We start from the raw sequence: 20,541 nt of genomic DNA on the forward strand, positions 1-20,541 counted from the left end.
GAAGTGATTGGCCTGTTCAGGATTTTTCAGATTTCTCCCACAACGGTCAGAACTGCAGGATCAGGGTTTTCAGTGGTGGTTGCTGATCCATCGACGGAAAATCGGCGCCTGGCTTCATCACGGTCCATTCACGCACCGGCCGCCCGGCCTTTTCTGCACAACGCAAAACCTGCTCGCGCCAGTCGTCCATGCTGACCTTCGCCAGGTTGTTGCAGCAGATCAGCACGCCGTTGTCGGCGGTGGTCAGCAAGGCCGGTTTGAGCAGGCTCTGGTAGTCGCGCAGCAGGTCGACGGTGCCGAATGCGCTCTTGGCCCAGGCTGGAGGGTCGAGCAGCACCAGATCGTACTGGCGCTGTTCCAGGCGCTGATAGCTCGGCAGTTTTTGCCCGCGGCGCTGACTGATCGGCAGGCCGGCCAGTTGGCGAATGGCCGGGAAGTAGTCGGACTGGATAAATTCCATGGTCGGCAACTGCGGGTTGAGTTGGCCGTTCTCCCGGCCGACCGCCAGGTTGCCTTCGGCGAAGTCCAGGTTGCACACCTCGCGCGCGCCACCGGCGGCGGCACTGAGGCCGACACCACAGGTGTAGGCGAACAGGTTCAGCACGCTCTTGTTCTTGCTGTGATCCTTGACCCAGCCGCGGGTGTTGCGCAGGTCGAGGAACAGCAGCGGGTCCTGGCCGACATGGCGACCGCGCACCCGATAGTTCAGGCCCCATTCGTGGCCGACCAGGTCTTGCAGGGCGGCTTCGTCGGCGCGGTAAACGATGTCTTCGCGGTCGATGCGCGAATTGCCACGGGAGCGGTCGTTGTAGACCAGCAGGGTTTCAAAACCCAGGTGTTGATTGATCGCTTCGTGCAGTTGCAGCAGCGTCTCGCGCTCCAGCGCCTGGTGGAAACTTTGCACCAGCAGTTGCGGGCCATAGCGGTCGATGGTCAGGCCCCCGGCACCTTCCTGGCTGCCGTGGAACAGGCGATAGCAATCGGTACCCTGGCTGTGCAACTCCGCCAGCAGATCCTGGCGACGTTCGAGGGCGGCGCGCAGCGCCTGATTCAAGGAAGACATGCTGGGCGCCTTGCAGGAGGGAAATGGGCGCGGGAGTTTAACACTGTGGAACAGAGATGAGGGGCTTGCCTGTGGCGAGGGAGCTTGCTCCCGCTGGGCTGCGAAGCGGACCCAAAATCCCGGCACATTTCGGTTTTTTTACGAGCGCTACGCACTCGAGCGGGAGCAAGCTCCCTCGCCACAGAGATGATCACATTCAAGAAGTTGTGTTCAGGTCAATAACCCCATCCGTCGTTTAGCCCGCTGCACCGATCCATTACGCACCGCCCAGCGCAGCATCGGCGCACTGCGATTGACGCTGGCGCGGATCAGCTTGCGTTGCAGCGGGTTCTGGCTGACGCCGAGCATGTCGCTGGCCCAGTCCGGCAGCAGATCGATCCCGGCCTGCATCATCAGACCGCCGAAAGGCTTGGCCAGGCGACTGGGGGAGGGGGCGTTCAGCAACAGGCGCAGGACTTCACGACTGCGTTCGTCGCACAGTAACTGTGGACGCATGCGCTCAAGGTAGTCGGCAATTTCCTGCCGCGAACGGGGCACATCCCGGGCCCCGAGGCGCTCGGCGACCAGGGCGATTTCAGCGTAGTAGCGATCCTGATCGACCGGCGACAGGTGCGGATTGCGATAGCGCAAATGTGCGGCGAGGAAGTTGCTGACTTCCGCCACATGCACCCACGTCAACAATTGGGGATCGCTGGCGGCGTAGGCGCGTCCGTCCGGTGCCGTGCCGGTGATCTGCAAATGGATGGTGCGGACTTTTTCGATCAACCAGTCGGCATCCTTTCGAGAACCGAAGGTGGTGCCGGAGATGAACTGCCCGGTGCGGCGCAAGCGGCCGAGCATGTCTTCACGAAAGTTCGAATGGTCCCAGACCCCGGCCAATGCCAGAGGATGCAGGGCCTGCAGCATCAGGGCGCTGATGCCACCGATCAGCATGCTGCTGAAATCGCCATGGACTTGCCAGCTCACCGAGTCCGGCCCGAACAGCCCGGGGTCGCCCTTGGGGTTTTCCAGGTCGAGTTTGCCCAAAGACAAACCGGTCAGGCTCATGATCTGGGTTTCGATGCGGGTGCGGATGAATTCCATAGGTACTCTGTAGGGGCAGCCGGTCGACACTCGATTGCTCGCAATGGTCGTTAACGGTAACGCGTTTCTCCTGAATACACGCGGCGCGCTTGAGTTCATCGCGAGCAATCGAGTGTCGACCGGCTGCTCCTACAAAGGCACGTCATTGATTCAGGCGTTTATCGATCAAGCCTTGTACCACGCTCGGGTCAGCCAAGGTCGAAGTGTCGCCCAGGCTGTCCAGTTCATTGCAGGCGATCTTGCGCAGAATGCGCCGCATGATCTTGCCTGAGCGGGTTTTCGGCAAGGCCGGCGCCCACTGGATCAAGTCCGGTTTGGCGAAACTGCCGATTTCCTGGCTGACCAGGGCCAGCAATTCCTTCTTCAGCTCATCGTTGGTTTCGACGTCGTTCATGGGCGTGACAAAGACATAGATGCCCTGGCCCTTGATGTCGTGGGGGTAACCTACCGCAGCGGCCTCGGCGATGCTCTCGTGCAGCACCAGGGCGCTTTCCACTTCGGCGGTGCCGATACGGTGGCCGGACACATTGATCACATCGTCGATGCGCCCGGTGATCCAGTAGTCGCCATCTTCATCGCGCCGCGCGCCATCGCCGGTGAAGTAGTAGCCGGGGTAGGGCTTGAAGTAGGTGTCGACCATGCGTTGCGGGTCGCGATAGACACTGCGGATCTGCGCCGGCCAGCTGGACTTTATGGCCAATACGCCACTGCCGGCGCCCTTGATTTCCTTGCCTTGCTCGTCGAGCAGCACCGGTTGCACGCCGAATATCGGTTGTGTCGCACAACCGGGCTTGATCCACTGGGCACTGACCAGCGGGCTGAGCATGATGCCGCCGGTTTCGGTCTGCCACCAGGTATCGACGATCGGGCAACGCTCTTCGCCGACCGCATGGAAATACCATTCCCAGGCTTCCGGGTTGATCGGCTCGCCGACCGTACCGAGTAGCCTGATGCTGGCGCGGGATGTTTGCTTCAACGGTTCCGGGCCTTCGCGCATCAGTGCGCGCAGGGCCGTCGGGGCGGTGTAGAAAATGTTCACTTGGTGCTTGTCGATCACCTGCCAGAAGCGCGAGGTACTCGGGTAGCTCGGCACGCCTTCGAAGATCAGCGTGGTCGCACCGTTGGCCAGCGGACCGTAGACGATGTAGCTGTGGCCAGTGACCCAGCCGACGTCGGCGGTGCACCAGAAGACTTCGCCGTCGCGGTAGTCCAGCACGTACTTGAAGGTCATCGCTGCTTGCAGCAGGTAGCCACCGGTGGTGTGCAGCACGCCTTTGGGTTTGCCGGTGCTGCCGGAGGTGTAGAGGATGAACAGCGGGTCTTCGGCGTCCATCGGCTCGGGTGGGCAAACGGCGCTGGCTTCGCTCAGGGCTTGCTGGTACTTGATGTCCCGTCCTTCGACCCGGTTCACCTCCCCCTTTGTGCGCTCGACCACCAGCACGGTGTTCACGTCCGGGCAGCTTTGCAGCGCCTTGTCGACGTTCTGCTTAAGTGGCACGACCTTGCCGCCGCGCACGCCCTCATCGGCCGTGATCACGGTGCGGCAGTCGGCGTCGAGAATGCGGTCGCGCAACGAGTCCGGGGAGAAGCCGCCGAACACCACCGAGTGCACCGCACCGATGCGGGTACAGGCCAACATGGCGTAGGCCGCTTCGGGAATCATCGGCATGTAGATGCACACGCGGTCGCCTTTTTTCACGCCACGGCTTTTCAGAACGTTGGCCAGGCGGCAGACGTTTTCATGCAGTTTTTTGTAGGTAATGGAGGTGGAGTCGGCAGGGTCGTCGCCTTCCCAGATGATGGCGACCTGATCCCCGCGTTTCTCCAGGTGCCGGTCGATGCAGTTGTAGCTGACGTTCAATTGCGCACCGGCAAACCAGCTGGCTTCACCGGTCTTCAGGTTGTAGCGCTGGACGGTTTCCCAAGGCGCGCTCCAGTCGAGAAAACGCGTGGCCTGTTCGGCCCAGAAGGTGCTGGGGTGTTCGACGGATTGGCGGTACAGGCGCTGATAGTCGTCTTGACTCAATTGTGCGGCCCGGCGGACGGCATCGGCTTTGGGGAACGTGCTGATATCGAACATGACGGTTCCTTATTCTTGTTTTGCGACAAGGATAAAGATGCGCCGAGTGGTCAAAGGGTTCAAGTCAGTCGCCAATCGGCCTGGGGACTGGCTCGCCGCAGAATGAGAGAACACCATAAACCACTGTGGGAGCGAGCTTGCTCGCGATGAGGGCATGGCGGTCAACATGGTTGTCGACTGACAGTCCTTCATCGCGAGCAAGCTCGCTCCCACAGGGGATTGTTTTTGCCCACAGGATTCGGATTGATCCAAATCCCGTGGGTTGTGCTTTCAAATCACCCGCGGTGACGACCACGGAAGTAATTGATCAGCCCTTGGGTCGAGGCGTCCTCGGCCGGGGTTTCTTCGCTGCCGACCAGGCGGTTGTAGACGCCTTTGCCCAGCTCTTTGCCCAGCTCCACACCCCACTGGTCGAAGGCATTGATGCCCCAGATCACGCTTTGCACGAAGACTTTGTGTTCGTACATTGCCACCAGTGCGCCGAGGCGACGCGGGCTGATGCGCTCGACCACCAGGGTGTTGCTCGGACGGTTGCCCGGGATCACCTTGTGCGGCGCGAGTTTCTGCACTTCGGCGTCAGTCATGCCTTTGTCGCGCAACTCGGTTTCGGCCTCGCCAAGGGTCTTGCCGAGCATCAGAGCCTGGCTCTGGGACAGGCAGTTGGCGTACAGCCACTGGTGGTGGTCGGACACCGGGTTGAAGCTGACGATCGGCACGATGAAATCGGCCGGGATCAGTTGGGTGCCCTGGTGCAGCAACTGGTGGTAGGCGTGCTGACCGTTGCAGCCGACGCCGCCCCAGATCACCGGCCCGGTGTCGGTGGACACTGGCTTGCCGTCCTGGCGCACGCTCTTGCCGTTGGATTCCATGTCCAGCTGTTGCAGGTGCTTGGTGATGTTACGCAGGTAGTGATCGTACGGCAGGATCGCGTGGCTTTGCGCGCCCCAGAAGTTGCCGTACCACACGCCGAGCAGGGCCAGCAGCACCGGCATATTCTGTTCGAACGGTGCGCTCTGGAAGTGCTGGTCCATGGTGTAGGCACCGGACAGCAATTCCTTGAAGTTCGACATGCCGATGGCCAGGGCAATCGGCAAGCCGATGGCCGACCATAGCGAGTAGCGCCCGCCAACCCAGTCCCACATCGGGAAGATGTTCTCTTCGCGGATGCCGAAGGCTACCGCGGCGGCGTTGTTGCTCGATACCGCGATGAAGTGGCGATACAGTTCGGCTTCCGAACCACCCTGGGCCAGATACCAGGCACGGGCAGCCTGGGCGTTCTTCAGGGTTTCGAGGGTGTTGAAGGATTTCGACGAGACGATGAACAGCGTGGTCTCGGCGCGCAGCTTCATGGTCAGTTCGTGGAACTCGCTGCCGTCGATGTTCGCCAGGTAATGGCAGCGCACGCCTTTCTGGGCGTAGGACAGCAAGGCTTCGGATACCAGTTCCGGGCCGAGGAACGAGCCGCCGATGCCGATGTTCACCACGTCGGTGATCGGCTTCTCGGTGTAACCGCGCCACAGACCGTCGTGGATACGGCCGACGAGGTCGGTGATCTGGTTCAGCACCTTGTGCACTTCGGGCATCACGTTGACGCCGTTGACCGACAGCTTGTCGCCAACCGGGCGGCGCAGTGCCGTGTGCAGGGCCGGACGACCTTCGGAAGAGTTGACGATTTCGCCATCGAACAGCGACTTGATCGCGCCCTTGAGGTCGACTTCGTTGGCCAGGCCCACCAGCAGATTGCGGGTCTCGGCGTTGATCAGGTTTTTCGAATAGTCGAGAAACAGGCCGCAGCTGCTGAGGGTGAACTGAGTAAAACGCTGCGGATCGGCATTGAAGGCTTCGCGCATGCTGAAATCCTGCATGGCTTGGCGGTGGTCATTCAACGCTTGCCAGGCAGGCAGAGCGGTAACGTCGTGAGGAGTGCGGTAATACGCCATCGCTGCGGGTTTCCTTATTACTTGAACGGCCTTTTGAACACTAAAAATCCCGGAGCGCTGTGGGTGGGCGTTCCGGTCAACTGCGTCGACACGATTTCATGGCGCAGGGCGACTACAGTAAACCCCGCGCAATGATCTGTCTTGACTTTGTCTGACCTGTTTCCGGTACTTTTTTAACATCGAAGTTAGGAATGGTCCGACAAACGGAAGAGACAGGACTCGGATCAGGCGACCTGGACCGGAATGGCGTTGCTGGTGTGGCTCAGTTCATTGCCCGGTGCCATGTAGAGCATGCGCGGCTTGAAGTTGAGCAGTTCGGCTTCGCTGTAATGAGCGTAAGCGCAGATGATCACGCGATCACCGACCTTGGCCTTGTGCGCGGCGGCGCCGTTGACCGAGATCATGCGCGAACCTTCTTCGCCACGGATGGCGTAGGTGGTGAAGCGCTCGCCGTTGTCGATGTTGTAGATCTGGATCTGCTCGTACTCTCGAATGCCGGACAGGTCCAGCCATTCACCGTCGATGGCGCAGGAGCCTTCGTAATCGAGTACTGCGTGGGTGACTTCGGCGCGATGCAGCTTGGCTTTGAGCATGATGGCGTGCATGAGTATTTCCCAGGTCGGAATCGAACGGCGGGCAGTTTGCCCGAAGGGGTTGTGGGCGGCAATACGAATGAAGCGAAGGGTTTGAAGTGTACTTTTGTGGCGAGGGGGCTTGCCCCCGTTCCAGTGCGTAGCACTGGCAAAATTTCGGAAACGCTCGAAAGTTTGGGGCCGCTTCGCAGCCCAACGGGGCGGTGCGGCGGTCCGACAAGCCCCCTCGCCACAGACTCACTCCACAGGGCTAAAGAGTGTTTAGTTTGGCGCGTCGAGGTTCAAGTGCAGGTTGTCGATCAACCGCGTTGTCCCCAGGAACGCCGCCACCAGAATCACCATGTCACGATCCTGCGCCGTCGCCGGGCGCAAGGTCAGGGCGTGGCGGATTTCCAGATAGTCAGGACGCAGGCCGGCTGCTTCGAGCTGTTTGATCTGGGTGCCGATCAGCGCCGGGTAGTCGCGTTCGCCCTGCCTGATCGCTTCGCCGATCGCATTCAGTGTGCGATAAACCACTGGTGCCACAGCGCGTTGTTCCTCGCTGAGGAAACCGTTGCGCGACGAAAGCGCCAAGCCATCGGTTGCGCGAACAGTGGGCTCGCCGATGATCTGGATCGGCATGTTCAGGTCATGAACCAGCGCGCGAATCACCGCCAGTTGCTGGAAGTCTTTCTCGCCGAAAATCGCCAGGTCCGGCTGGACCATGTTGAACAGCTTGCTGACCACCGTCGCCACGCCTTCGAAATGCCCTGGACGGCTGGCGCCGCACAGGCCTTCGGACAATTGCGGGACGCTGACGCGGGTCTGGCCGGCCATGCCGTCGGGGTACATCTCTTCAACAGTGGGGGCAAACAGCAGATGGCAACCGGCCTGGAGCAGTTTTTCCTGGTCGGCGACGAGGGTGCGCGGGTACTTGTCGAGGTCTTCGCCAGCACCGAATTGCAGCGGGTTGACGAAAACGCTCGCAACCACGAAGTCCGCCCGTTGGGAGGCTTTGGTTACCAGCGCCACGTGGCCGCTGTGCAGGTTGCCCATGGTTGGCACAAAGGCGATGCGCTTGCCTTCGCTCCGGGCACGGGCCACGGCGGCCCGCAGTTCGCGTACGGTTTTTACGGTGTTCATGCAGAGAATCCGTGTTCGATCCCAGGGAATGTTGCCGCTTTGACTTCAGTCACGTAGGCATTCAATGCAGCCTCGATGCTAGTCTGGCCGGTCATGAAGTTTTTCACGAATTTCGGCATGCGACCGGTAATGGACAGGCCCAGCATGTCGTGCAGAACCAGTACCTGGCCATCGGTGCGATTGCCGGCGCCAATACCAATCACTGGAATCTTCACCGCCTGGGTGATTTCTTCCGCCAGTTCGCTCGGGACGCACTCGAGCAGCAGCATTGCCGCACCAGCCTGTTCCAGGGCGATCGCGTCGGCACGCATCTGCCGCGCCTGGTTTTCATTGCGGCCCTGGACCTTGTAGCCGCCCAGGATGTTCACCGACTGCGGCGTCAGGCCCATGTGCGCGCAGACAGGAATGCCGCGCTCGGCCAGCAGGCGGATCGAATCGGCCAGCCACAACGCTCCTTCGACCTTGACCATGTGCGCGCCGGCCTGCATCAACAGGGCGCTGTTGATCATGGCTTGCTCGGTGGTGGCGTAGGCCATGAACGGCAGGTCGGCGAGGATCAGGGCATCGCTGTTACCGCGTTTGACGGCGGCCACGTGATAAGCCATTTCTGCAGTGGTGACAGGCAAGGTGCTGTCGTGACCCTGCAAAACCATGCCGAGGGAGTCGCCCACCAGCAGCACTTCGACGCCGGCCTGGTTGCAGGCGTGGGCGAAGGTCGCGTCGTAGCAGGTCAGCATGGTGATCTTTTCACCTTTTTGCTTCAGACCTTGCAGGGTGGTCAGGGTGATGGCTGGCATGAAAAGTTCCTCATTCAGGCGCTGTGGAAACTACTGCGAGTAACGCGCGTGATTCTTCGTTGAATACAGGCGCACGCTCTTTCGTCGTGCTTTTAAGGCCTGGATTGCGCCCTTGAACGCCGTGTAGGCGGCAGCGGGACGCCTATAGTCGTGAGGAGAACGAGGGAAGTCAATTGCGTGTGTTACCGCATTGTTACGGGTGGGGTGTTACCGGGGTAACTGATGCGATTCAGCAGATTCTGTAGGACGCATCACAAACCAATGTGGGAGCGAGCCTGCTCGCGATGGCGGACTGTCAGTCAACATATATGGTGAATGTTGAATAGTCATCGCGAGCAGGCTCGCTCCTACAGGGGATTTTGGTCAGTTCGGGGGGAGGCGTTCCAGGCCGACGAACGGGCATGCCTTGAGCAGTTCGGCCAAGGTCCGGCCATCGGCCAGGCGCAGATCTGCAGGTGCCAGTTCCGCCAGCGGATACAGAACGAAGGCCCGTTCCTGCATGTGGTAATGGGGAACCTTGAGGCGCGGTTCGTCGATCAGGCGATCACCGAACAGCAAGATGTCGAGGTCCAGCGTGCGCGGCCCCCAGCGCTCAAGGCGTTCGCGACCCTGGCCGTTTTCGATGGCCTGCAAGGCATCCAGAAGGTCCAGCGGCGCCAGCGTGCTGTCTAGAGCGGCCACCGCATTGGTGTAGCGCGGTTGTCCGGGTAGTAGCGAGTCGCTTTGGTAAAACGCGGATACCCCGACCAGTTCCGTTTGTGGCAAGTGCGCCAGCGCCTCGACGGCGCTACGCAATTGTTCGGCGGGGTCAGCCAGATTGCTGCCCATGCCGATGTAGATGCGTTCCATGGATTACTCGCCCGTGGTGCTCGAAGCGCCGGCAGCGCGTTTGCGCTTGGAACCACCGCTGCGGCGACGCTTGCGCGGGGCGCCGGTGCCTTCGTCCTTGCCGCTGAGGTCGCGAATCATGTCGCGACGCTCGCTTTCGTTGGCGTCCTGATAGTCCGTCCACCATTCGCCCAGGCCATCGGTCTGCTCGCCAGCGCTTTCGCGTAGCAGCAGGAAGTCGTAGCCGGCGCGGAAGCGCGGATTGTCCAGCAACAGATCGGCACGCTTGCCGCTGCGGCGTGGCAGGCGTTCCTGCATGTCCCAGATCTCGCGGATCGGCATGGTGAAGCGTTTCGGAATCGCGATGCGCTGGCACTGCTCGGCAATCAACTCGTGCGCCGCTTCCTGCATCGCCGGAATCGGCGGCATGCCACGTTCCTGCAGGCGCAGGACGCGGGCCGGCAGGGCAGGCCAGAGCAGGGCTGCAAACAGGAACGCCGGAGTTACCGGTTTGTTCTGCTTGATCCGCAGGTCGGTATTGATCAGGGCTTCGCTGATCAGGGTGTGGGTGTACGTCGGGTTGTATTCCAGTGCTTCGGCGCTGGCCGGGAACAGTGGATCGAACAACTGCAGGTCGACCAGCATTTCAAACGTATCGGCGGCATGGCCGGAGAGGAACAGCTTGAGCACCTCTTCGAACAGGCGGGCCGACGGGATCTCGCGCAGCATCGGCGCCAGGCCGCGGATCGGCAGGGCGCTGTGTTTTTCGATGCCGAAGTTCAGCTTGGCGGCGAAACGCACGGCCCGCAGCATACGTACCGGGTCTTCCTGGTAGCGTTGCGTCGGATCGCCGATCAGGCGGATCAGGTGATTGCGGATGTCGTGTACGCCGTTGGCGTAGTCGAGGATGCGTTCGCTGACCGGATCGTAATACAAGGCATTTATGGTGAAGTCGCGACGTTGTGCGTCCTCTTCCAGGGTGCCGTAGACGTTATCGCGCAGGATGCGCCCGCTTTCGTTGCGCGAAGACTGATTGCTGTCTTCCTCGTCTTCGTTCTGCGGGTGATTGGCGCGGAAGGTCGCGACTTCGATGATTTCGCGGCCGAAGTGGATGTGCACCAGCTTGAACCGGCGCCCGATGATTCGCGCGTTACGGAATTCGGCCCGTACCTGCTCGGGTGTAGCGCTGGTGGCAACGTCGAAATCTTTCGGTGTGATACCCAGCAGCATGTCGCGCACGCAACCGCCAACCAGGTAAGCCTGATAACCGGCGTTCTGCAGGCGTTCAACGATATTCACCGCGTAACGGCTGAATTGCGCCTTCTGCAGCGAGTGTTGGCCGCTGTTGAGCACTTCAGGCGTGCTGCGAATGTGTTGCGTAGGACGCTTGGGAGTACGGAATGACTGGAACAGCTTCTTCAGCATGGGATGCACTGTTTGAAGGAATATTCGGCCATAACAGAAGAATGACCGCATGATGGGCGGGGATTCTAGCATTTAGTCGGGGGATGGTGTAGGACACAGCAGATATGAGCTGTAGGCCGCAGGATTCAAGGCTGGAACGAGCCGATTTGCGAGGATTTCCGAATCGCGGAAACCACAAGGGGAGCCGAAGCTCCCCAAGAAGTAGTTGCATGCTCTATTTTTATTTTTGGTTTCGGGCTTCTTGTTTTTGTTGAGTGCCCTCGCCATGAAGCTTTCCTTCATGACCCTCCCAATCGGGAGCCAAGAGCAAACGGATTGCTTTGGTCGCTGAATTGCAGTGATCTTTCGATCCAACCAGTACAGGCTCTGTCTTAAGACAGTTTTTTGTTGTTCTCGGCCTGGTCGTGGGGCAAGCCCCAAATACAACGCCTCTCCAAAAGAATCAGTTAGCTGCGCCTCTCGCCGTCTTGTTTTTATTGTGCGTGAGTCGATTCGTCTTATTTTTATTGTCTTGTGCATTGCTTGTTATTGTTCTTGTACCAAACATATAGCAGGGTGCGTGCCAACTTTTGCGAAACCCAATAAAACAAGGGGTTAGGCCGGTCGACAGGTATTTCGAGGGCCAAAAAAAGCCGGGGCTTCGTTACCGTAAGCCCCGGCTTCTGTTACGTGAAAAAGCTGAGGTAACAGTTTTTTCACAATGTCACGTGTTACCCGCACATGAGACAGGTGCAGTTCAGCTTTCGCTGGCCACCCCGGTCTTGCGCCGCGGGATGCCCAGGCGCTGACGGCGTTCCCACAGGCATTTGCGGCTGACCCCGAGCTTGCGGGCCAGCTCGGTTTCGGTCATGTGGTCCTGATGTTCGAGGACGAAATGCTGGAAATAGTCTTCCAGGGAGAGGTCTTCGGTCGGTTCGTGGTTGCTGTTACTGGTACTGCCGTTGCCCTGTTGGGGCGCCAGGCCAATGAACTCGTCGTCTTCCAGGTCACCCAGTTCGATGTCGATGCCCAGCAGCTCGGCGGAAATTTCCGGGCTTTCGCACAGGATGACGGCGCGCTCGACGGCGTTTTCCAGTTCACGAACGTTACCCGGCCAGGAATAGTGACGAATGGCTTGCTCGGCATCCGCGGCGAATTTCAGGTCGGTGCGGTTGATTCGCGCACTTTGCCGCGCCAGGAAGGCGTTGGCGATTTCGTTGACGTCCGCACCACGTTCGCGCAGGGCTGGCAGCTTCAGCGCGATAACGTGGAGGCGGTAATACAAGTCTTCACGGAACTGGCCGATCTTCGCCAGACTCTTGAGGTCGCGGTGAGTCGCAGCGATCAGGCGCACATCGACTTTTTGCGACTGCACCGAGCCCACGCGACGAATTTCGCCTTCCTGCAATACGCGCAGCAGGCGAGCCTGGGCTTCCAGTGGCAGTTCGCCGATTTCGTCGAGGAACAAGGTGCCGCCGTCCGCCGCTTCCACCAGGCCGGCGCGCCCGGCGCTGGCGCCGGTGAATGCGCCTTTTTCGTGGCCGAACAGTTCGGACTCGATCAGGCTTTCCGGAATGGCCGCGCAGTTCACCGAGATCATCGGCGCCTTGGCGCGTTTGGACAGGTTGTGCAGGGCACGCGCCACCAGTTCTTTACCGGTACCCGATTCGCCCTGGATCAGAACGTTGGAGTCGGTCGGTGCCACTTTGCGGATCTTGCCGTACAGGTCCTGCATCGGTGGGCACGAGCCAATAATGCCGATTTCACCGTTGCTGTTGTCGGTACCGGATTTCGCCGCGCCGTTGGCGGCTTTGCCGGCAACCGCTTCACCGCCGGTTTGTACCGTTTGTCGATCACGCAGGATTCGTGCGGCCGCTTGCAGCATTTCGTCATGGTCGAATGGTTTGGCAATGTAGTCCACCGCGCCCATTTTCATCGAGTCGACCGCCGAGCGCAGGCTGGCATAGCTGGTCATGATCAGCACCGGCGTGCCCTGGGCAAGCTTGATCAACTCCGTGCCAGGCGCGCCCGGCAGACGCAGGTCACTGATGATCAGATCGAACGAGGGAATGGTGAAGCGTTCTTGTGCTTCCTGCACTGATCCGGCTTCGCTGACCTGGTACTGGTTACGTTCCAGCAGGCGGCGCAAGGCGGAGCGGATAATGGTTTCGTCTTCGACGATCAAAATGTGCGGCATTGATTCGATACTCTCGACGGTCTCAGTTCACAGCGGACGTCGCTTCGACATGACGCGGCAAGGTAACCCTGATTCGGGTGCCGCGTTGGCTTTGAACATCAGCCGGGCTGTCGATGGTGATTTGTCCATAATGCTCTTCAACGATGGAATAGACCAGTGCAAGGCCCAGACCGGTGCCTTCGCCAGGGTCCTTGGTGGTGAAGAAAGGTTCGAACAATCGGTCCATGATGCTCGAGGGAATACCGCTGCCTTCGTCTTCCACGATCAGATCGACCGTGTGTTCGCCGGCTTCGCTCTTGACCCGTACCGCGCTACCGGGAGGCGAGGCGTCACGGGCGTTTGAAAGCAGGTTGATCAATACCTGGGCCAGCCGTTGCGGGTCGCCTTCGACCCAGTGTTCGGGGTCGCACAGGTTGTAGAACTGCACTTCGAAATTGCGTCGGTTCAGGGCCAGCAGGCCGATGGCATCCTGAGCCACTTCGGCCAGACAGACGGGCTCGTCGCTGTGCTGATGGCTGCCGGCATGGGCAAAGCTCATCAGTGACTGGACGATGCGCGACACGCGTTTGGTCTGCTCGAGGATCTGGCCGCTGATTTCCTTCAGCTCGCGGTCTTCTTCACGTTCTTCGCGCAGGTTCTGCGCCAGACACGCGATTCCGGTGATCGGGTTGCCGATTTCATGGGCCACGCCGGCCGCCAGTCGACCGATGCTGGCCAGGCGCTCGGAGTGCACCAGTTTGTCCTCGAGCATCTGGGTTTCGGTCAGGTCTTCCACCAGCAACACCAGGCCACTGTTGCCTGGCGCGAGGGGTTCGTCGATCGCCGCTTTGTGCAGGTTCAGCCAGCGTGTCTGGCCGTCGAGGGCCAGGTGCTGTTTGTGCAAGTGCTCGTCCGGCAGATTGATGAAGCCTTGCAGCAGTTCTTTCCATGGGTCGGCAATGGTACTCAGGCGCGAACCGACCACGCGCTGCGCGGCGATGCCGGTCAGTTCCTCCATGGCCTTGTTCCACATGAGGATTTCCTGATCCTTGGCCAGCGAGCAAACGCCCATCGGCAATTCCTGCAGGGTCTGGCGGTGGTAGCGGCGCAGGGCATCGAGCTCGGCGGCCAGGCCGGTCAGGCGCGAGTGGTAATCCTCAAGGCGGCTTTCGATGAAGTGAATGTCTTCGGTGACGTAGTTTTCGCCGCCAGCCTTGTACGGCAGGAACGTCTCGACCATGTCCTGGGCCACGCTCGGGCCCATCAGGCCGGAGAGGTTGGCCTCGATGCGGTCACGCAAGCGGCGCAGGGCATAGGGTCGGCGTTCGTCGAAAGGCAGATAGAGGTCGCGCAGTGCCTGTTCCACTTCTTTCTGCGCCGCTTTTGCACCCAGTGGCTTGGCCAGTTGCGTGGCGAATTCCTGGGGCGAGGCGGCGTGCAGTTCCCGGCGTTGCGGGCGGCGAACGTTATCCACGGCGCAGGCTTCGGCAGCGCTGGCTTCTTCGGTGCTGGCGTTGGTGAACAACGAGATCAGGGTGAACATCAGCACGTTGGCTGCCAGCGAGGCAATCGCCGCCATGTGCCAGCTGGTGTCGTCCAGCACGTAGATCATGTTCAGCAGCGGAATGTAGAAGCCTTGCAGGTTGCCGACCAGAGGCAACAGCATGGTCACCAGCCACACCAGGATCCCCGCCAGCAAGCCGGCGATGAAGCCGCGACGGTTGGCGGTCGGCCAGTACAGGACGGAGAGCACGCCCGGCAGGAACTGCAGCGTGGCGACGAAAGCGACAATGCCGAGGTTGGCCAGGTCCTGCTCGGCACCGAGCATCAGGTAGAAGCCGTAGCCGGCCATGATGATCGCGACAATCAGCGCCCGGCGGGTCCACTTCAGCCAGCGGTAGATGTTGCCTTCGGCCGGTGGTTGATACAGCGGCAGCACCAGGTGGTTCAAGGCCATCCCGGACAGCGCCAGCGTGGTGACGATGATCAGGCCACTGGCGGCGGACAGCCCGCCGACATAGGCCAGCAAGGCCAAAGCCTTGCTGTTGGCGGCGATGCCAATGCCCAGGGTGAAGTATTCCGGATTGGTGGTGGCGCCGAGTTTCAGGCCGGCCCAGAGAATCAGCGGCACCGCCAGGCTCATCAGCAGCAGGAACAGTGGCAGGCCCCAGCTCGCACTGACCAGTGAGCGCGGGTTGAGGTTCTCGGTAAAGGTCATGTGATACATGTGCGGCATCACGATCGCCGAGGCGAAGAACACCAGCAACAGCGTACGCCACGGGCCTTCCTGCAAGGGCGTGTGCAGGGCAGCGAGCGCGGTCTGGTTTTGCAGCAGCCACAGTTCAAGCTGTTGCGGGCCGTCGAACACGCCGTAAAGCGCATACAGCCCGACACCGCCGAGGGCGATCAGCTTGATCACCGATTCAAAGGCAATCGCGAACACCAGGCCTTCATGCTTTTCGCGGGTGGCGATGTGGCGGGAACCAAAGAAAATCGTGAACAGCGTAATCAGTGCGCAGAAGCTCAGGGCTACGCGATGCTGTACCGGCTCTCGGGTGAGGATGCCAATGGAGTCGGCGACCGCCTGAATCTGCAAGGCCAGCAGTGGTAATACGCCGACCAGCATGAAAATCGTGGTCAGCGCACCGGCCCAGGTACTGCGGAAGCGGAAGGCAAACAGGTCCGCCAGTGACGACAGTTGGTAGGTGCGGGTGATCTTCAGGATCGGGTAGAGCAGCACCGGCGCCAACAGGAATGCCCCGGAAACGCCCAGGTAGCTGGACAAAAAACCGTAGCCGTACTGATAGGCCAGGCCCACGGTGCCGTAAAACGCCCAGGCACTGGCGTAGACACCCAGTGACAGGGTGTAAGTCAGCGGGTGGCGAATGATCGCCCGGGGAATCATGCCCCGTTCACTGATCCAGGCCACACCGAACAGCACCGCCAGGTACGCGGCGCTGATCAGGATCATCTGGGTCAGGCTAAAGCTCATCGGCATCTTTTTGGCTCTGCAGGATGAAGGTCACGACGATCAGAATCAGCCAGAGCAGATAAGGGCGATACCAGGCGCCAGTGGCGTCGATCCACCAATCCATGATGGCCGGGGAAAACAGGTAAATCCCCACTACCAAAAGCAGGACCAAGCGATAGATGTACATCCCGGCCTCTCTTTTTTATGTGCGTGCCCGAAAACGTGCGGCGATGGTAACGGATGGGCGCGCCACTGCAAGTGCGATCACGATAGCTGTGCCTCGGGCAGGCTCAGTGTGCGCGGGATCAGCGAGGCATCCCAGTGGGCAATGCCCCAATTCAGCACTTCCCGTGGCGTGGCATACGTCAGTTCGGTTCCCGGGTTCTGTCCCAGCGCCCGAAGCGCCCGCAGCAGCAGGGGCGTTGCCTGATCCTCGGTCAACGGCGGCGAACGGTAGGACTTGCCGAGTTTGTTGCCATCAGGCTGGGTAATCAGCGGGATATGCAGATAACGCGGTTGAGGCAGGCCGAGCAGTTCTTGCAGGTAGAGCTGGCGGGGCGTGGAGTCCAGCAGGTCGGCACCGCGAACGATATCGGTGATGCCCTGCCAGGCATCGTCCAAAACCACAGCCAATTGATAGGCGTAGAGCCCGTCGCGGCGGCGGATCACGAAATCGCCGACTTCCCGGCCCAGATGTTGGCGATGTTCGCCCTGCACCCGGTCGATGAAATGGTATTCCAGTTCCGGTACGCGCAGGCGGATGGCCGCATCGTCAGTGCCATGGCCGGCATTGCGGCATAGCCCCGGATAAATCCCGTGATACGGCTCCAGCTGTTTGCGCGAGCAGGTGCAGGCGTAGGCCAGGCCTTGATTGAACAGGCGATTGAGCACCTCGGCATAGGCATCGTGCCGCTCGCTTTGGCGAACCAGGTCGCCATCCCACTCGAAGCCATAGCTTTCCAGTGCCTTGAGGATGGCGGCCTGGGCACCGGGTTCCTCGCGGGGTGGATCAAGGTCTTCCATGCGCATCAGCCAGCGTCCGCCCACCGAGCGCGCGTCGAGGTAGGAGGCCAGTGCGGCGACCAGCGAGCCGAAGTGCAGATGGCCGCTAGGGGTGGGGGCGAAGCGCCCGGTATAGGGGGTGTTGGCGGTCATGAATACATTTAAAGCCAAAAAAACATCAGAAACAAAAACGGAGCGTTCGCACGCTCCGTTCTTCGTTCAAGTCGCAATTACTTGCCGACTTGCTTTTCCTTGATTTCCGCCAGGGTCTTGCAGTCGATGCACAGGTCGGCGGTAGGGCGCGCTTCGAGACGCTTGACGCCAATCTCGATGCCGCAGGATTCGCACCAGCCGTACTCTTCGTCTTCGATCAGCTGAAGTGTCTTGTCGATCTTCTTGATCAACTTGCGTTCACGATCGCGGGCACGCAGTTCGAGGGCGAATTCCTCTTCCTGGCTGGCACGGTCTGCCGGATCAGGAAAGTTGGCCGCTTCGTCCTTCATGTGGTCCACGGTCTTGTCGACACCTTCCATCAGCTCTCTTTTCCACTGATTCAGGACCTTGGTGAAGTGCTTTCGCATGGGCTCGCCCATGTACTCTTCGCCGGTTTTCTGAACATAGGGCTCGAAGCCGCTGATCGTCTGGTTTTGCTGCTTTGCTTGGGTGGACATGAAATAGACCGCCTCTACTCTTGTAATCCATCTGCGCAGGATTGCTCCATCACCGACACCTGCCGGCCCTGCGGCTGCAAGCGGGCGAACTTACCAGATCAACTCGGGCCGCGCTACTCCCGGATGTCGAGCTCGCGGCACAGGGTGCTTGCAAATGATGACAAACCGTTGTCTGGTGGCTCTGGAACCTGCTCAATTATTGATTTTAGTCAAACCTTGCGCGCGCGCTTGAGTCGTTTGTGATCGGGGTTACAAGGCCTCTGACCGCTTTAGGTTCTCGCTCGTTCCTGCGCTTGGGTAGAATCGGTTTTTTTCCGTTGAAGGAAGGCCAATGGCTCAGCCCTACAGTGCCCGCAGTCGCGCGATCGAACCTTTCCATGTCATGGCGCTGTTGGCGCGGGCCAATGAATTGCAGGCAGCCGGCCACGATGTGATCCACCTGGAAATCGGTGAGCCGGACTTCACCACCGCCGAACCGATCATCCAGGCCGGCCAGGCTGCGCTGACAGCGGGGAAGACCCGTTACACCGCCGCGCGCGGCATTCCGGAGCTGCGTGAGGCCATTTCGGGCTTTTATCAGCAGCGTTATGGCTTGAACATCGACCCTCGGCGCATCCTCATCACGCCTGGCGGCTCTGGCGCGCTGCTGCTGGCCAGCGCTTTGCTGGTCGACCCCGGTAAACACTGGCTGCTGGCGGACCCGGGCTACCCATGTAACCGGCACTTCCTGCGACTGGTCGAAGGCGCGGCACAACTGGTGCCGGTCGGTCCGGATGTGCGTTATCAATTGACGCCTGGTCTGATCGAGCGTCATTGGGACCACGACAGCGTCGGCGCACTGGTGGCGTCGCCAGCCAATCCGACCGGCACGATCCTGACCCGCGACGAGTTGGCGAAGCTGTCTGCCGCGATCAAGGAGCGCCACGGTCATCTGGTGGTCGACGAGATTTATCACGGTCTGACCTACGGCACCGATGCGGCCAGCGTGCTGGAAGTCGACGACAGTGCATTCGTTTTGAACAGCTTTTCGAAGTACTTCGGGATGACCGGTTGGCGGCTCGGATGGCTGGTGGCTCCCGACGCGGCGGTCGGTGAGCTGGAAAAACTCGCCCAGAACCTCTACATCAGTGCACCAAGCATGGCGCAGTACGCTGCATTGGCCTGTTTCGAGCCGGCAACCATCAGCATTCTCGAAGAACGTCGCGCCGAATTTGGCCGGCGCCGGGATTACCTGCTGCCGGCCTTGCGTGAATTGGGCTTCGGCATTGCCGTGGAGCCGGAAGGGGCGTTCTACTTGTATGCCGATATCAGCAAGTTCGGCGGCGATGCCTTCGCGTTCTGTAAGCATTTTCTCGAGACCGAACATGTGGCATTCACCCCGGGGCTGGATTTCGGGCGATATCAGGCCGGGCATCATGTGCGGTTCGCCTATACGCAAAATCTCGAGCGTTTGCAGGAGGCGGTCGAGCGCATTGCCCGTGGGTTGCGGAGCTGGCAAGGCTGATGCGTTTCCATCCTCCCCTCGAAGAAGGGCGCCTGATCCGACGTTACAAGCGTTTTCTCGCCGATATCGAAACCGTTGGCGGCGAGTTGCTGACCATTCATTGTCCGAACACAGGCTCGATGCTCAATTGTCAGGTCGAAGGCGGGCAGGTCTGGTTCAGTCGCTCCAACGACCCGAAACGCAAGTTGCCTGGCACCTGGGAGATCGGTGAAACCCCGCAAGGGCGGCTGTTTTGCGTGAACACCGCCCGCGCCAATGGTTTGATTGAAGAGGCGCTGCGGGCGGGCGTCATCACCGAACTGAACGGTTTTACCGGGCTCAAGCGCGAAGTGGCTTATGGTCAGGAAAACAGTCGTATCGATTTCCGCCTCGATTACCCCGAAGGACCGGCCTACGTCGAAGTCAAAAGCGTAACCCTGGGTTTCGACGGTACGGCGGTGGCGGCGTTTCCCGATGCAGTCACCCAGCGTGGCGCCAAGCATCTGCGGGAGCTGGCGCACTTGGCCAGGGACGGTATTCGTGCGGTGCAGTTGTACTGCGTTTGCCTGACCGACATCGAGGCCGTGCGCCCGGCGCAGGAAATCGATCCGGTTTATGCGCAGGCCTTGCGTGAGGCGATTGCCTGTGGAGTCGAGGTGCTGGCTTACGGTGTGCGGTTGAGCCACGAAGAAATGCTGGTCGACCGGCGCCTGGACGTGTTTCCGGGCAGCTAAAGGCTGATCCAGACCCCTTGCTCATCCTCACGGCAGGCCACGCTGGTCAAGGCTTGCCCCGCGCAAGGGCCGGCGACGCATTCACCGTCTTCGATCAGGAACAGTGCGCCATGGGTGGCGCACTGGATCAGGCTGTTGCTGGGGTCGAGAAACTGGTCGGGATGCCACTCCAGGGCAACACCCCGGTGCGGACAGCGATTGATGTAGACGTAAACCTGCCCGCTGCGGCGCACTGCAAAAAACTTTTGGCCATCGATGTCGAACCCGCGACTGCTGTCATTGACCAGCTCGGCACCTGCGCAAAGCAACTTCATGTCTATCCTCGGTCCCGCGGCTCGTGACCGGATATGTCCGAGTCTGAGGGTTAAATGCTATCAAATGGCTGCCTTGCCCGTCGGGTACAAGTGCCTGTCGTCGAGGATACTAGGCCGGCTGCTTCGATGCCCGGGAATCCTTTGAAGGAAGCCGTTTATGCGCCTGACCATCGATCTCCGCATCTCGGCAGTACTTTTCCACAGGCAAAAAAAGACCCGGCAAGAGCCGGGTCAAATAACCGTGATTAGCCTGATGAGGAGATAATCCGAGAGTCCGAAC

At 60.4% G+C, this 20,541-nt stretch carries 17 protein-coding genes; 2 read left to right on the top strand and 15 right to left on the bottom strand.

Going from position 1 to position 20,541, the window contains the following annotated elements; genetic code table 11:
- Positions 1-46: 46 nt before the first annotated feature.
- From VC35_RS18225 to dksA, 14 genes are all read right to left on the bottom strand, one after another.
- On the bottom strand, positions 47-1,063 hold the full coding sequence (locus VC35_RS18225; protein WP_046041807.1) for a class I SAM-dependent rRNA methyltransferase: 1,017 nt from the start codon (positions 1,061-1,063) through the stop codon (positions 47-49).
- Positions 1,064-1,273: 210 nt separating this feature from the next.
- Positions 1,274-2,146 carry an oxygenase MpaB family protein gene (locus VC35_RS18230; protein WP_046041808.1) on the bottom strand — a complete coding sequence of 291 codons (873 nt, stop codon included), beginning with the start codon at positions 2,144-2,146 and terminating at the stop codon, positions 1,274-1,276.
- A 142-nt stretch (positions 2,147-2,288) separates the two neighbouring features.
- On the bottom strand, positions 2,289-4,226 hold the full coding sequence (acs, locus tag VC35_RS18235) for an acetate--CoA ligase (RefSeq protein WP_046041809.1): 1,938 nt from the start codon (positions 4,224-4,226) through the stop codon (positions 2,289-2,291).
- Positions 4,227-4,501: 275 nt separating this feature from the next.
- Positions 4,502-6,166 carry a glucose-6-phosphate isomerase gene (gene pgi / locus VC35_RS18240; protein ID WP_046041810.1) on the bottom strand — a complete coding sequence of 555 codons (1,665 nt, stop codon included), beginning with the start codon at positions 6,164-6,166 and terminating at the stop codon, positions 4,502-4,504.
- A 224-nt stretch (positions 6,167-6,390) separates the two neighbouring features.
- Positions 6,391-6,771 carry an aspartate 1-decarboxylase gene (gene panD / locus VC35_RS18245; protein ID WP_008153310.1) on the bottom strand — a complete coding sequence of 127 codons (381 nt, stop codon included), beginning with the start codon at positions 6,769-6,771 and terminating at the stop codon, positions 6,391-6,393.
- A gap of 249 nt (positions 6,772-7,020) precedes the next feature.
- Positions 7,021-7,881: a pantoate--beta-alanine ligase gene (gene panC / locus VC35_RS18250; protein ID WP_046041811.1), complete on the bottom strand. Its 861-nt coding sequence runs from the start codon at positions 7,879-7,881 to the stop codon at positions 7,021-7,023.
- Entirely contained in the window at positions 7,878-8,678 is an 801-nt protein-coding gene (gene panB, locus VC35_RS18255) for a 3-methyl-2-oxobutanoate hydroxymethyltransferase (protein WP_046041812.1), read from the bottom strand. The genes panC and panB overlap by 4 nt, the downstream gene beginning before the upstream one ends.
- Positions 8,679-9,041: 363 nt before the next feature.
- A complete protein-coding gene (folK, locus tag VC35_RS18260; RefSeq protein WP_046041813.1) occupies positions 9,042-9,527 on the bottom strand; it encodes a 2-amino-4-hydroxy-6-hydroxymethyldihydropteridine diphosphokinase in 486 nt (161 codons plus the stop codon).
- A gap of 3 nt (positions 9,528-9,530) precedes the next feature.
- Complete coding sequence (locus tag VC35_RS18265; protein ID WP_046041814.1) at positions 9,531-10,931, bottom strand: polynucleotide adenylyltransferase PcnB; 1,401 nt, start codon at positions 10,929-10,931, stop codon at positions 9,531-9,533.
- 736 nt (positions 10,932-11,667) lie between these two features.
- The gene (locus tag VC35_RS18270; protein WP_046041815.1) at positions 11,668-13,107 is read right to left on the bottom strand and encodes a sigma-54-dependent transcriptional regulator; all 1,440 of its coding nucleotides are present in this window, start codon (positions 13,105-13,107) and stop codon (positions 11,668-11,670) included.
- Positions 13,108-13,129: 22 nt separating this feature from the next.
- Complete coding sequence (locus VC35_RS18275) at positions 13,130-16,084, bottom strand: sensor histidine kinase (RefSeq protein ID WP_185754808.1); 2,955 nt, start codon at positions 16,082-16,084, stop codon at positions 13,130-13,132.
- A complete protein-coding gene (locus VC35_RS29560; protein ID WP_003176118.1) occupies positions 16,068-16,244 on the bottom strand; it encodes a hypothetical protein in 177 nt (58 codons plus the stop codon). The genes VC35_RS18275 and VC35_RS29560 overlap by 17 nt, the downstream gene beginning before the upstream one ends.
- A gap of 77 nt (positions 16,245-16,321) precedes the next feature.
- Entirely contained in the window at positions 16,322-17,212 is an 891-nt protein-coding gene (gene gluQRS, locus VC35_RS18285; RefSeq protein WP_046041817.1) for a tRNA glutamyl-Q(34) synthetase GluQRS, read from the bottom strand.
- A 77-nt stretch (positions 17,213-17,289) separates the two neighbouring features.
- The gene (gene dksA, locus VC35_RS18290; protein ID WP_046041818.1) at positions 17,290-17,730 is read right to left on the bottom strand and encodes an RNA polymerase-binding protein DksA; all 441 of its coding nucleotides are present in this window, start codon (positions 17,728-17,730) and stop codon (positions 17,290-17,292) included.
- A gap of 331 nt (positions 17,731-18,061) precedes the next feature.
- Between dksA and VC35_RS18295 the strand changes: the two genes are divergently transcribed.
- Positions 18,062-19,234: a pyridoxal phosphate-dependent aminotransferase gene (locus tag VC35_RS18295; RefSeq protein WP_046041819.1), complete on the top strand. Its 1,173-nt coding sequence runs from the start codon at positions 18,062-18,064 to the stop codon at positions 19,232-19,234.
- Complete coding sequence (gene sfsA / locus VC35_RS18300; RefSeq protein WP_046041820.1) at positions 19,234-19,947, top strand: DNA/RNA nuclease SfsA; 714 nt, start codon at positions 19,234-19,236, stop codon at positions 19,945-19,947. Before VC35_RS18295 ends, sfsA begins: the two co-directional genes overlap by 1 nt.
- Here the strand turns inward: sfsA and VC35_RS18305 are convergent.
- On the bottom strand, positions 19,944-20,261 hold the full coding sequence (locus VC35_RS18305) for a Rieske (2Fe-2S) protein (protein WP_046041821.1): 318 nt from the start codon (positions 20,259-20,261) through the stop codon (positions 19,944-19,946). The genes sfsA and VC35_RS18305 overlap by 4 nt on opposite strands.
- Positions 20,262-20,541: the final 280 nt, after the last annotated feature.

The sequence above is a fragment of the Pseudomonas fluorescens genome (genome assembly GCF_000967965.1).
Taxonomy (GTDB): domain Bacteria; phylum Pseudomonadota; class Gammaproteobacteria; order Pseudomonadales; family Pseudomonadaceae; genus Aquipseudomonas; species Aquipseudomonas grandcourensis.

Bases quoted from the DNA above. Each gene is read 5' to 3' on its own strand.
- acs (WP_046041809.1), bottom strand. From the start codon at position 4,226: ATGTTCGATATCAGCACGTTCCCCAAAGCCGATGCCGTCCGCCGGGCC.
- pgi (WP_046041810.1), bottom strand. From the start codon at position 6,166: ATGGCGTATTACCGCACTCCTCACGACGTTACCGCTCTGCCTGCCTGG.
- VC35_RS18225 (WP_046041807.1), bottom strand. From the start codon at position 1,063: ATGTCTTCCTTGAATCAGGCGCTGCGCGCCGCCCTCGAACGTCGCCAG.
- panD (WP_008153310.1), bottom strand. From the start codon at position 6,771: ATGCACGCCATCATGCTCAAAGCCAAGCTGCATCGCGCCGAAGTCACC.
- dksA (WP_046041818.1), bottom strand. From the start codon at position 17,730: ATGTCCACCCAAGCAAAGCAGCAAAACCAGACGATCAGCGGCTTCGAG.
- VC35_RS18265 (WP_046041814.1), bottom strand. From the start codon at position 10,931: ATGCTGAAGAAGCTGTTCCAGTCATTCCGTACTCCCAAGCGTCCTACG.
- VC35_RS29560 (WP_003176118.1), bottom strand. From the start codon at position 16,244: ATGTACATCTATCGCTTGGTCCTGCTTTTGGTAGTGGGGATTTACCTG.
- VC35_RS18275 (WP_185754808.1), bottom strand. From the start codon at position 16,084: ATGCCGATGAGCTTTAGCCTGACCCAGATGATCCTGATCAGCGCCGCG.
- panC (WP_046041811.1), bottom strand. From the start codon at position 7,881: ATGAACACCGTAAAAACCGTACGCGAACTGCGGGCCGCCGTGGCCCGT.
- folK (WP_046041813.1), bottom strand. From the start codon at position 9,527: ATGGAACGCATCTACATCGGCATGGGCAGCAATCTGGCTGACCCCGCC.
- VC35_RS18270 (WP_046041815.1), bottom strand. From the start codon at position 13,107: ATGCCGCACATTTTGATCGTCGAAGACGAAACCATTATCCGCTCCGCC.
- sfsA (WP_046041820.1), top strand. From the start codon at position 19,234: ATGCGTTTCCATCCTCCCCTCGAAGAAGGGCGCCTGATCCGACGTTAC.
- gluQRS (WP_046041817.1), bottom strand. From the start codon at position 17,212: ATGACCGCCAACACCCCCTATACCGGGCGCTTCGCCCCCACCCCTAGC.
- VC35_RS18230 (WP_046041808.1), bottom strand. From the start codon at position 2,146: ATGGAATTCATCCGCACCCGCATCGAAACCCAGATCATGAGCCTGACC.
- panB (WP_046041812.1), bottom strand. From the start codon at position 8,678: ATGCCAGCCATCACCCTGACCACCCTGCAAGGTCTGAAGCAAAAAGGT.
- VC35_RS18295 (WP_046041819.1), top strand. From the start codon at position 18,062: ATGGCTCAGCCCTACAGTGCCCGCAGTCGCGCGATCGAACCTTTCCAT.
- VC35_RS18305 (WP_046041821.1), bottom strand. From the start codon at position 20,261: ATGAAGTTGCTTTGCGCAGGTGCCGAGCTGGTCAATGACAGCAGTCGC.